This window comes from Ancylothrix sp. D3o, assembly GCF_025370775.1.
Taxonomy (GTDB): Bacteria; Cyanobacteriota; Cyanobacteriia; order Cyanobacteriales; family Oscillatoriaceae; genus Ancylothrix.
Genome location: NZ_JAMXEX010000003.1, coordinates 201,334 through 214,015, shown reverse-complemented (window position 1 = coordinate 214,015; position 12,682 = coordinate 201,334). Strand labels below are relative to the sequence as shown.

Genomic DNA, 12,682 nt, shown 5'->3' with positions numbered 1-12,682 from the left:
AACCCGGTTCCCCTAAGAAACCGGGTTTTTAAAAACTTAAATTCCCAACTTTTGGTAAATTTGCTCTAAATTCCGCAAATGGTGTTTTGCATCAAAACAATCCTCCAACTCTTGCGGAGATAGAAAAGATTTAACCTCTTCATCCTTGCAAATTAAATCGCGGAAATTGCCATCAGTTTTATTCCAAGCTTGATGAGCACAACCCTGGACAACCCGATAAGCATCTTCGCGTTTCATGCCCTTTTGCACCAACGCCAACATCACCCGCTGGCTAAACACCACGCCCCCGTAAACATTCATATTGCGTTCCATGTTTTGCGGGTAAACTAACAGGTGTTTCACCAAATCAGTAATTTCTACAAGCATGAAATGCGTTAAAATGCAAGCATCAGGAAAAACCACACGCTCAACCGAACTGTGAGAAATATCTCGCTCATGCCAAAGCGCCACATTTTCCAGCGCCGCAATTGCATGACCCCGCACAATTCTTGCCATGCCGGTTAAACGTTCAGAGCGAATCGGATTGCGTTTATGAGGCATAGCAGACGAACCTTTTTGCCCCTTCGAGAAAAACTCCTCAACCTCCAAAACATCAGTCCTTTGAAGATTGCGAATTTCCACCGCAAAACGCTCAATAGAAGCCGTCACCAGCGCCAAAACTTGTAAATATTCAGCGTGCCGGTCGCGGGAAATCACCTGAGTAGAAGCCGTATCCGGTTCTAACCCTAATTTCTGACAAGAAATCGCCTCAATTTTCGGGTCAATATTCGCATACGTTCCCACAGCCCCCGAAATTTTACCCACAGAAATTTGCTTACGCAGACTGCACAAACGTTCGCGGTTTCGCAACATTTCTGCCAGCCAACCGGCCAATTTAAAACCAAAAGTAATCGGTTCCGCATGAATGCCATGGGACCGGCCAATCATCACCGTATAACGGTGTTGTTGCGCTTGGTAACGAATCGCTTGAATGAAATCTTCAACTCGTGCCAGCAACACATCCAAACTTGCCACTAATTGCAGCGCCAGCGCCGTATCTAAAACATCAGAACTGGTTAAGCCTAAATGAATATACCGCCCCGCATCCCCCACATATTCATTGACATTCGTTAAAAATGCAATCATATCGTGGCGGACTTCCGCCTCAATTTCCAGAACCCGATCAAGATCAAAATTTGCTTTTGCCTTAATTTCTTCAACCGCTTCTTTTGGAATATAGCCTAATTCAGCCTGCGCTTCACAAACGGCTATTTCTACATCAAGCCACGTTTTCAACTTATAAGTTTCAGTCCACAAATCGCCCATTTCGGGCAAAGTATAGCGCTCGATCACTGTCCGGCACAGAGTACAACCTTCCCATTGTACAGCATCAGTGGCCTTTTTAATCAAGACAAACGCTTATAGGTTTAGAAAGCCGGTTTCTTTTAAAACTACCTTTTTCACCTCTGCCTGCGTTTTAGGAAAACTAGGCAAAACAAAACCGTCAAAGTGACCTGCCGGCAAGCTTTATAAACGTTTTACTCGTCTTCCCCAGCAGGCCGGTTGCACGATTAACCATTGTTGAGGCAGTTTGACTGAGCTATCAATATCACTTTCTCATCTCGTGTTCGTTGGCATCGGTAGTATATGAGTGGTGCGGAAGGTTATCTTTTAGAGTTAAGGGTTAAATTTTAACCGCAGATGTTAGGCGTAGCCGCGCGTAGCGCTACGCAGATGGACGCAGATAAGAAAAGGATGTTTTATGCAACCGATGTTAACGGATATAATATCAAACCAACTCAAGCATTAAACAACCAGCACAGTTTCAAAGATGGCGGTAGAGCAATAAAACCCCCATACCGCCAATACTCCTACACTTTTTGTTATCTCAGCGCCGGCAGCACTTTCTCTCCAAATACCTCAATAAATTGTTCCTGCTCACGATTAACATTGTGCAAAATAATTTCATCAAATCCCAATTCAATATATTGCTGAAGCCACTCAATATGCTGGTTAGGATTAGATGAAATTCGGACAGATGGCTCTAACTCTTCTGGCTGCACAAATTGCCCTATAGCATCAAATTGCTCTACCGTTTTAAGTTCTCCGAGCACCACACTTTTAAAGATATTATTCCGCCATTGGTCGTAAGCTCCCTGTCTGGCTTGTTCATCCGTGCGATCATAAGAAAGCTGCACCTTAAGAATCATTGGTTTTCCTTCTCCACCCCCTCGGCGAAAAGCATCCACAACAGTTTTGAGTTCATCTATTGGATGAGAAACAGTAATTAAACCATCTGCCCAACTTCCTAACCACTCCGCAGTTTTTGGCGTAATAGCTGCACCAATAATCAAAGGAACAACACTAGGGCGCGTGTAAAGTTTGGCATCTTCAACACAAACTAAGCCATGATGAGTCACAGTTTCCCCAGCCCATAATGCCCGAATAATATCAACGCATTCTTTTAAACGCGCATTGCGATCAGCCTTGATCAGCCACTTTCCACCCGTAATATGTTCGTTCAATGCTTGCCCGCTACCAACCGTAAGCCAAAATCGATTAGGAAACATCTCTGCCAAAGTTGCCGCCGCTTGTGCAATAATCGCCGGATGATATCGATCTCCTGGGGCATTCACCACCCGATAAGAAAGTTTAGGAGTCGCTTGCATCGCCGCACCCAGCCAAGACCAGGCAAAACCGCTCTGCCCCTGCTTTTCACTCCAGGGATAAAAATGATCCGAGGAAAGAGAAAGGGAAAAGCCGGCTTGTTCAGCCATTTGGACATATTTCAACAATTCGCTCGGCTTAAACTGTTCGTGGGATGAGTGATAACCGATATGTGCCATAAAACCTCCGAAATAATGATAGTTAAAACACAAAATTAGTCCATTGAACTCATGCGAAACCAGCGATATCCGTAAGCATTGATTGCTATTGCATAGGAGTTTTCATCAAGCGGATCATACTTTTGTTGCTGTCTACTCAAAGAAAAATTATCACTAAAAATTTCCATCAAATGCTGATGCGGAATCTCTGGCAAGTTGACAATACAAGACTGATCACTTAAGTTGTGCAGAGCAATAACAGTTGTTTTATCTACCTCACAGGCATGAGCAAAAACCGCACTTTTGTCGGTTTCTAAAATCCGCCATTTTCCGCTGCCAAACTCCGGGCACTGTCTGCGAGTAATAATAAGATGCTCCATCCAGTTTAAAAAAGAAGTCGGATCGCGTTGTTCAAAAGCAACATTAACTTGCTGATAACCATACTCACCCTTTGAAATCACCGGCCGTGTTAGAGCATCAGGAGACGCCTTTGAGAAGCCACCATTCGCAGCGTTTGACCACTGCATCACTGTGCGAACACTCTCCCGTCCCTCTAGCGACAAATCATCTCCCATGCCAATTTCATCGCCATAGCGCACTAGCGGAGTACCAGGTAGGGTAAACGCTAAACTGTAGGTCATTTCAATGCGACGGCGATCATTTTGCATCATCGGGGGTAGGCGTCGGCGAATACCCCGGCCAAAGATTTGCATAGACTCTTCGGGAGCAAACGCAGCAAAAATTTCCTGTTGTTGTTCATCACTAAGGCGATCAAGGGTCAGTTCATCGTGATGTCGCACAAAATTGAGCCATTGCGCGTTGTGAGGAATACTAGGCAAAATTTTAAGCCCCTCTTTGAGGGTAGCTGCATCTTGTCGTGCTAGTGCCAGAAATAAATTCTGGTTTACCAAAAAGTTAAATAGCATCTGCATTCTGTTACCCTCATCAAAATAAACAGGAATTTGATCGGGTGAGACATTAGCTTCTGCTAGTAAAATGGCATCGGCGCTACGATTCGCCAAAAACTCTCGCATCCGTTCTAGGAATTGCTTTAAATCAAATAAATGGGCATTTTCCATGCCTACTTCTTCAATCAAAAAAGGAGCCGCATCAATCCGAAATCCTGAAACCCCCAATTCCAGCCAAAAGCCCATAATGCGGAGAATTTCTTCCTGCACTTTTGGGTTAGCTATATTGAGATCCGGCTGTTCTTTATAGAAGTGATGTAAATAGGATGCACCGGCTTGTTCGTCATATTCCCAAATGCTCTCTTCTACAGTAGGAAATGCCACCAAAGCAGGGTTAGGTTCGGGATTATCTGACCAGACATAGTAATCATGGTATTTTGATGTTTTGCCTTGTCGTGCGCTTTGAAACCAGGGATGCTCAATGGAGGTGTGATTAACAACTAAATCCACCAAAACTCGAATACCGCGCTCGCGCGATTGATGTATAAATTCTACGAAGTCTCCTAATGTTCCTAAGCGGGGATCGACATCATAGTAATCCATCACATCGTAGCCGTTATCTCGGTTTGGAGATGGATAAAATGGCAAAAGCCAGAGGCAATTAATACCCAAACCAGCTAAATAATCTAGGCAATTAGTTAACCCTCGAAAATCCCCAATACCATCACCATCGGAATCCATAAAGGTTTCCACGTCTAATGAATAGACAAGTGCATTTTTGTACCAAAATGTTTGCATAATCTTCGCAGCCTAATTTAACTACTTTTCTCATGGCGGTTTTACTGTATGAGGTACAGTTATTTGAAATGCTGTTGTCTATCAACTGCTGGGATAGGCAATCGTACTAAGTAGGGCATTTTCAGCCTGACGTGAATCCAGACGAGTGTGTTGAACAACTATCGGCACATCAGATTCAATAACACAGGCGTAGTCGGTATCAAGAGGAATTGGTTGAGGATCAGACAAGTCATTGAACCGTAAATGCTTAGTGCGACGAGCCGGAACAGTGACGCGATAGGGCCCGACCGGCTCACGATCAGCGAAATAAATCAGGATCTCAACATGAGCATCCTCGTTCGAGGTATTCAGTAGACAGGCAGTTTCATGGCTGGTAAACTGCGGTTCGGGGCCATTACCATAGCCAGGAATATAGCCTTCAGCGATTGCCCAACGAGTTTGTCCAATAGGTTGACTCATTCTTTTATTACCTCTTGATGTTGTGATACTTGTTTTATTTTCCGACACTTAATTGGCGAAGAGAAAGTTGTTTTCACAAATTTTCTATTCCTAAAGTTAGAGAGAGCATTAACTCCTAATCTTTATGATAATCCGCAGGGGCAATATTGGTTACTCGCTGGCTTTCACTAATCTCAACTTGGTGAGCCCACCCTTCTATGGTATCCCCTTTATAAAAACCTATGGCGGTTCCGCCTTCATCATTTAAGAGAGAAAAACAAGGCACGTCTGCTCTACCATCTCCGACATAGATCACCTGAGACGGGGGCACCTACAACTTTGATTTCGATAAATTACGATAAGCAAATGCTCGGCCATCTCCATCCACTTGATCTTGACCGCTGGCAATATCTATTAAGTATCTATTAAGTAAGGGGCCTTTTCCGTATGACTAATACTGCGTTTGATAAATTCAATTTCGCCAGTGTCGCTCTACAAAACAAAAATTAGTTATTTTATAAGCCTCGGCATCTTTAGATGCACCAATCAGTTGCCGAAATTTTTACAACTGATTGGCTTAAGCAATATTCTTTGCCAACTTAACCTTCAATGCGCTGCGATTGAGGATGAGGTGCAGACAAAATAGTATAAGAGCGTGCAAACTCCCTAGAAATATAAAACCAACCAACAATAGCACCCTCAACCCACCGGCCCAGTCTTGATTTTTCTAAAATATTGGCCGCAGATCGCAGTTGAGATTCCAAACCCAGATTTAGTTTATTCATAACCTTTGAGACGACGATAAACGCCTCTTTAAGCCTATAGTTATATTGTCGCTTTTTTTGTTGAGAAATGACAGACGATTTTTATAAACAAACCTGTTTTGTTAAAAAAATTAACCAAGCCATATAAATAAAAAAGCCAACCTCAACAAACCGGCATCAGGAAAAGCTACTTAACAAACACCCCGGCAAACCCTTCAACTTATTGCCACACATCTAGTCAAGAGTCATAATTACAATAAGGGAGAGATCGAGCTACAACAACAATTAGATGCCAACGCCAAACCGTGATCATCAAACATTCAAATCCATAGAACTAGCCCCCCGGCTTTTTAAACCCTACGCGAAGGCAATTCTCAGCGTCATCATCGCCACCATCGTAGCCAAGCTAACGATGCCGGTGATCGAGCACAACCTCAGCCTTCCCTTTATGGGTGCCGTCGCCTATATTTCATGGCAAAGCCAACTCAAACCAGCCATTTTCACCAGCCTCCTCTCTACCTTGGCCATAAATTACTTTTTTATGCCCCCCCAATATAGCTTGACAATCACAGCAGATAGCATCATAGATTGGGTTTTATTCACTTCGATTGCCTTCCTAACCCACCAAGCCAGTCAGCGTGGCATTAAAACAGAACAAACATCCTCCCCTAGCAGTATTCCAGAACCCAGTAAACTCAACCAAATACAACAAAATTGGGAAGAAACAGAAAAACGCTACCGCACATTTGTTGAGCAAAGTTCTGAGGGTATTTGGTGCTTTGATATGCCTGGTTCTCTATCAATAGACACGCCCGAAGATGAACAAATTCAACGCTTTTATGAATCTGCCTATCTCTCCGAATGTAACGACGTAATGGCCCAAATGTATGGCTTTACAAAAGCCAGTGAACTGATTGGAGTCAAGCTTAAAGATTTCCTGATTACTTCTGATCCAAAAAATACCGAATACCTACAAAATTTTATCAGTTCAGGCTACCGAATCAGCAATGCCGAGTCCCACGAAATTGATAAAGAAGGCAACTCAAAATATTTTTTAAATAGCTTAATCGGCATCATAGAAAATGGATATCTTGTCAGAGCTTGGGGAACTCAACGAGACATTACCCTTGCCAAACAATTACAACAATCCTTAGAAGAAAGCGAAAAAAGATTTCGGATCATGGCAGATACCGCGCCGGTTTTAATATGGATGTCTGGCCAAGATCAACTGTGTAATTACTTTAATAAGTCCTGGCTAGACTTCACCGGCAGAACAATGGAACAAGAAAGCGGAAACGGCTGGACAGAAGGCGTACATCCAGAAGATTTTAAACATTGTTTAGAGATTTATAGCACTTCATTTTACCGGCGCGACAGCTTTCAAATGGAATATAGGCTTAAGCGCCATGATGGAGAATATAGGTGGTTATTAGACACCGGCATCCCCCGATTTACCGCCGATGGCAGGTTTGTGGGCTATATTGGTTCTTGCGTGGATATAACAGAACGAAAACAAGCAGAAGTTAGCTTAAAATCCCGCGAAGAAATGATTAGGTTAGTAACTGATAGCTTGCCTTACCTCATATCTTATATTGACAAAGAAGAACGCTATGTTTTTATCAATCATACCTACGAAACCTGGTTCAAAAGAAACCGCCATGAAATTGTCAGTAAACCCCTAGAAGAAGTTGTAGGAAACGAAATTTATCAGCAAATAGAACCTTATATCAAACGCGCCCTTAGCGGAGAAAAAATCACCTACGAAGAAACACTACCCGACAAAGAAGGCTTACCACAATACATCGAAGCCACCTATGTACCCCATTTTGGCGAACAAGGAGAAGTCCAAGGATTTGTAGCCTTTATCAACGATATCAGCGAACGCAGAGCTACCCAAGAAAAAATTATTAACCTCAACACCCAACTACAGCGAACCGTAGCCGAATTTGAAACCTTACTCGAAGTCATGCCCATTGGCATTGGCATAGCATTAGATCCGGAGTGCCGGCGCATTCAAGCAAACCCCTACTTTGCCAAATGGCTAGAAATTGAGGTCAAAGGCAACGCCTCACTCACAGCAATAGAATCAGAAAAACCCACTCATATAAAAGCCTGTAAAAACGGCAAAGAAATGTTGCCAGAAGAAATGCCCCTGCAATATTGTGCAGCTAATGGCGTTGAAGTTTTAGATGCAGAATGCGAGATAGTATTTGCAGATGGAAAAATCAAAAACGTCCTCATATCAGCCGCTCCTTTATTTGACGAAGAAAATAAAAGTCGAGGCTGCGTAGCCGCCATATTAGACATCACAGAAAGAAAACGTAATGAAAAAGCCTTACAAAACTTACTCAAAGAACTGTCAGACATAAAATTTGCTTTAGATAAAGTAGGGATAGTATCAGTTACAAATCCCACCGGCCAACTGATCTATGTCAATGATAAATTTTGTGAAATTTCCAAATTTTCCCAAGAAGAACTGCTAGGAAAAACCTATATTTCCCTTAATCCAGACAGCAATTCTCAAGAAATATTTGCACAAATTTGGCAACAAAGTCTGTCAAAAGGAAAAGTCTGGCAAGGAGCCATTCAAAATCAAGCAAAAAATGGCAGAAATTATTGGGTAGATACCACCATAGTTCCTTTTTTGGATGCCCAAGGAAAGCCCATTCAATATTTAAGCATTCAATTTGACATCACCGAGCGAGTGCGTGCCGAAGAACAAGAGCGATTTCTGGCCCGCGCCAGCGCCGTTTTAGCATCTTCCCTCGACTATTCCACCACCCTAGAACAAGTTGCCCAGTTAGCCGTACCTCAACTGGCAGACTGGTGTACGATTCATTTAGTCGCCGAAGACAACAGCATCGAGCAGTTAGTAGTAGCTCATGTTGATCCAGACAAAGTAAAGTGGGCCCGCGCGCTATCCATCCGCTATCCTTTCGACCCAAACGAGCCAATAGGCACAGCGCAAGTATTGCGAACCGGCATCTCCGAAATTTATCCCGAAATTAGCGATGAAATACTCGTCAGTTCCGCTAAAGATCCAGAACACCTCGAAATTTTAAGGCAAGTAGGATACTCCTCGGTGATGATCGTGCCGATTAAAGTTCCTTCGCGGATTTTAGGAGTTCTTGCCTTTGTCAGTGCCGAGGGGGGCCGGTGTTACGACCCAATCGACCTGGGTTTTGCCGAAGATTTGGCCTACCGAGCCGCCCTAGCTATCGAAAACGCCAAATTGTATCAAAATGCCCACCGCGCCAGAGCAGAGGCAGAAACTCTCAACCGCATCAAAGACGAATTTTTAGCTACCCTTTCTCACGAACTCCGCACCCCCCTGACTTCAATTTTGGGCTGGGCAACACTTTTGCAAACTCGCTCCTTTAACCAAACCACCCTTGAAAAAGCTTTAGATGCTATTGAGCGCAACGCTAAATCCCAAGCTCAACTGATAGAAGATTTGCTGGACGTTTCCCGCATCATCACCGGCAAGTTGCGTCTCAATATCATCCCTGTTAACTTAAACACCGTCCTCGAAAATGCCCTGGATGCCGTGCGCCCCGCCGCTGCCGCCAAGTCTATCGAGATTCAAACCCTCATAGATCCGGCTGTTTCCTCGTGTTATGGCGACCAAAACCGGCTGCAACAAGTGATCTGGAATTTGCTATCCAATGCAATTAAATTTACGCCCAAAGGTGGCAGTATTTCGGTGAAAATGCAGCAAAGTGCGGACGTGGTGGAAATTACAGTCAGCGATACCGGCATCGGCATCAATCCAAACTTTTTGCCGTTTGTGTTTGAGCGGTTCCGCCAAGCCGATAGCTCCTCCACCCGTTCTCACGGCGGTTTAGGTTTAGGTTTAGCCATTGTTCGTCATTTAGTAGAATTGCACGGTGGTTCGGTTTCTGCGAGTAGCCTTGGCCTAGAGCAAGGGGCAACTTTCACTGTAAAATTACCACTCGTGCCGGTAGAATCAAAAGAAACACTATCTCCCGCAGAAACTTCTCTTTCTGCCTTACCGCAAACCGGCCAACAATCAATAAATGGGCAAAGCTTTGAGCAGCCTCTCTATGGTTTGCGGGTGCTGGTGGTAGATGATGAACCAGATACCGGCGAACTTCTGGAGATGATTTTGGCGGATGCCGGCGCTTCTGTCATACTGGTAGCCTCTGCGTCTGCGGCTCTACAAGAGTTAACAAAACAAGTCCCTGATATTTTGGTGAGCGATATTGAAATGCCGGCAATGGATGGCTATCAATTAATTCGTCAAATTCGCTCCCAATTTTCCTCTAGTGTTCCTGCCATTGCTTTAACCGCCTACGCTCGATTAGAAGATCAATTGCGCGCCAAAGCTGCCGGTTTCCAAAAGCACATTGCTAAACCTGTTGAGCCGGTGGAGTTGGTTAAGGCGATAGCCGGTGTGGTGGGGCGCGTTTAGCCGCTGAAGTATGGTAAAACTTCATTAAGCTAATAAGCATTAGTAAGCAAAGATAGTAATATCTAGTCAGGAGGTCAAAATGAAACTACCTGACTACGCCAAAGCAATAGGCATAAGTTACACAACTGCGTGGCGGTGGTGGAAAGCGAATAAACTACCACATCCGGCACGACAAACAGAAAGCGGTCTAATCATCGTTGACTACGTGCCACAAGCGTCATCCACCGAAGTCAAGAAGAATCGGGTCGCTATCTAAAGTAGAGTTTGTTCCTCCGAAAACAAAGAAAACCTTAACCGCCAATCAGAGCGGTTGACTGAATACGCCATTGCTAATGGCTATCAAATCGTTAGAAACGTAAAAGAAATCGGCAGCGGATTGAATGACCACAGAAAGCATTTAGAAGCACTGCTACAACAAGATGACTACGACATTCTGAAGCGTGGAACATAAAGACCGATTGGCTCGATTTGGTACGAATTATTTAAGCGTATTGCTTCTTCGATTAGGAGTAAAACTAGAAATAGTTAATCTTGCTGAGAACGGCAAAGATGAGTTAAGGCAAGACTTGGTAGCGATAGTTACAAGTTTTGCTGCACGACTTTAGGGGCAACGTCGTGCTAGCAGAAAGACGGAAAAAATAATTGCTGAATTGAGAGATGGAGGCACTGAATGCAGCTAACAGAAAGGCACATCATTAAATCAACGGATCACCGTTTCACTCAAATTGACGACCTAGCCTTTTTATCCAAAAACCTCTACAATGCCGCCAATTACGTCATTCGTCAGAATTTTGTTTATGGATGGGGTTATCTCAATTACAACGAAATGAATCGATTGATGAAGTCTCATCAAGCCTACAAGGCTTTACCTGCTAAAGTAAGTCAGCAAATCTTGATGGTACTAGACAAGAATTGGAAATCGTTTTTTGAAGCAGCTAAAACTTACAAGGCTGACTCTTCAAAATTCACTGGTCGCCCAAAATTGCCAAAGTACAAAGACAAAACCAAAGGACGAAACCTTCTCGTCTACACAATTCAAGCAATTAGCAGCAAACAGTTGAAGAAAGGAGTCATTAAACTTTCCGGCACTGAACTTTCAATTAAAACCCAAGTCAATCCCAACCAGATTTGTCAAGTTAGACTGGTTCCAAAATGCGATTCCTATGTAATAGAGGTGATTTATGATGCTTGTACTGAGCGTAGTCGAAGTGAACGGGAGTCCACCACTAAAGATAACAACTTTGTAGCTAGTATTGATTTGGGGCTCGATAATTTAGTGGCGTTAACTTCAAATCAACCGGGATTTATCCCTTTGTTGATTAACGGGCGACCATTAAAATCTCTCAACCAGTTCTACAACAAGCGCAAGGCACAATTACAATCCCAATTAAAAGGGGGTCGCAAAACCTCGTCACGCATTCAACGCTTAACCCGCTGTCGCCATCAAAAAGTAGATAATTATTTGCATCATACCAGTCGCATGATTGTTGATATTTTGGTCACGCAACAAATGGGGACGCTAGTAATTGGCAAAAATGTCCAGTGGAAAACTGAGATTAATTTAGGAAAAAAAATCAATCAAAACTTTGTCAGCATTCCTCACTCTCGATTAATTGAAATGTTAGAGTACAAAGCTCGGTTGGTGGGAATCACAGTAATTGTGCAGGAAGAATCTTACACGTCCAGAAGTAGCTTTCTGGGTTTAGACCCAATTCCTGTTTACGGGAACATAGAAAAAGAGTCTGTATTTACTGGGAAACGGATTAAACGAGGTTTGTACAAAACATCAACTGGTCAGTTAATTAATTCTGATGTGAATGCTTCTTACAATATTCTTAGAAAGGCAATCCCAAATGCGTTCAGCCATGGGATAGAGAGCTGCGTAGTTCAGCCAAGGCGGGTTAATCCGCTCAAAGTAAAAGCGAAAGGGGAGGGACTCGAAGCCTCTCATGTCTATAAATGACTATACTTTTGCCAGCTATAAACTTATAGTCAGCAGGTACGAGTGCCAACTATGCCTAAACGAGTTACTGTTCTACCTCACTTGAGTGGATCTGAACTGGAAAGCCGCTATCGTCAAGCAAAAGATCCGGTTGAGCGCACTCACTATCAAATTGTTTGGTTACTGGCTTCGGGGAAAACTACCCAGGAGGTCGCCCAAGTGACCGGCTATAGTTTAGATTGGATTCGTAAAATTGTCCGCCGCTACAATCAAACGGGTATTGAGGGTTTGGGAGACCGCCGCCACGATAACCCTGGCGGTGAGCCGTTGCTGTCGGAAGCGCAACAAGCTCAACTATGGCAAGCTTTACATGGGCCGGCCCCGGATGGGGGTTTGTGGAACAGTCGCAAGGTTGCGGAGTGGATCTCTGCCCAAATTAACCGGCCGGTGGCAATGCAGCGGGGATGGGATTATTTGCAACAAATGGGGTTTCGTTTAAATGGCGAGCGCGAAAGCGTTGAGGAAGTTTCGGCACCACAACAACGGCGTAAAAAAACGCTCAAAGGTGAATATTGAATTTTGCCAACCAAATAAAT

At 43.7% G+C, this 12,682-nt stretch carries 9 protein-coding genes; 4 read left to right on the top strand and 5 right to left on the bottom strand.

Annotated features, from left to right (window positions below):
- Positions 1 to 36: 36 nt before the first annotated feature.
- The 5 genes from purB to NG798_RS08230 form a co-directional block, all read right to left on the bottom strand.
- Complete coding sequence (gene purB / locus NG798_RS08250) at positions 37 to 1,332, bottom strand: adenylosuccinate lyase (RefSeq protein ID WP_261221837.1); 1,296 nt, start codon at positions 1,330 to 1,332, stop codon at positions 37 to 39.
- Between the two features lie 530 nt (positions 1,333 to 1,862).
- A complete protein-coding gene (locus NG798_RS08245; protein WP_261221836.1) occupies positions 1,863 to 2,825 on the bottom strand; it encodes a TIGR03885 family FMN-dependent LLM class oxidoreductase in 963 nt (320 codons plus the stop codon).
- 35 nt (positions 2,826 to 2,860) lie between these two features.
- Positions 2,861 to 4,510 (bottom strand): alpha-amylase family protein, encoded by a 1,650-nt coding sequence (locus NG798_RS08240; protein ID WP_261221834.1) that lies wholly within the window; start codon positions 4,508 to 4,510, stop codon positions 2,861 to 2,863.
- A gap of 81 nt (positions 4,511 to 4,591) precedes the next feature.
- Positions 4,592 to 4,969, bottom strand: a complete 378-nt coding sequence (locus tag NG798_RS08235) for a sensory rhodopsin transducer (protein WP_261221833.1) — start codon at positions 4,967 to 4,969, stop codon at positions 4,592 to 4,594.
- Positions 4,970 to 5,547: 578 nt separating this feature from the next.
- On the bottom strand, positions 5,548 to 5,733 hold the full coding sequence (locus NG798_RS08230; protein ID WP_261221831.1) for a hypothetical protein: 186 nt from the start codon (positions 5,731 to 5,733) through the stop codon (positions 5,548 to 5,550).
- 268 nt (positions 5,734 to 6,001) lie between these two features.
- Here NG798_RS08230 and NG798_RS08225 point away from each other — a divergent pair, with 268 nt between their 5' ends.
- The 4 genes from NG798_RS08225 (at position 6,002) to NG798_RS08210 (ending at position 12,662) form a co-directional block, all read left to right on the top strand.
- Complete coding sequence (locus NG798_RS08225) at positions 6,002 to 10,144, top strand: PAS domain S-box protein (protein WP_261221829.1); 4,143 nt, start codon at positions 6,002 to 6,004, stop codon at positions 10,142 to 10,144.
- A gap of 310 nt (positions 10,145 to 10,454) precedes the next feature.
- Positions 10,455 to 10,595: a hypothetical protein gene (locus NG798_RS28160; protein ID WP_375338955.1), complete on the top strand. Its 141-nt coding sequence runs from the start codon at positions 10,455 to 10,457 to the stop codon at positions 10,593 to 10,595.
- A 219-nt stretch (positions 10,596 to 10,814) separates the two neighbouring features.
- Positions 10,815 to 12,107 (top strand): transposase, encoded by a 1,293-nt coding sequence (locus tag NG798_RS08215; protein WP_261221827.1) that lies wholly within the window; start codon positions 10,815 to 10,817, stop codon positions 12,105 to 12,107.
- Positions 12,108 to 12,158: 51 nt separating this feature from the next.
- Positions 12,159 to 12,662, top strand: a complete 504-nt coding sequence (locus NG798_RS08210) for a helix-turn-helix domain-containing protein (RefSeq protein ID WP_261221825.1) — start codon at positions 12,159 to 12,161, stop codon at positions 12,660 to 12,662.
- The last annotated feature ends 20 nt before the right edge of the window (positions 12,663 to 12,682 follow it).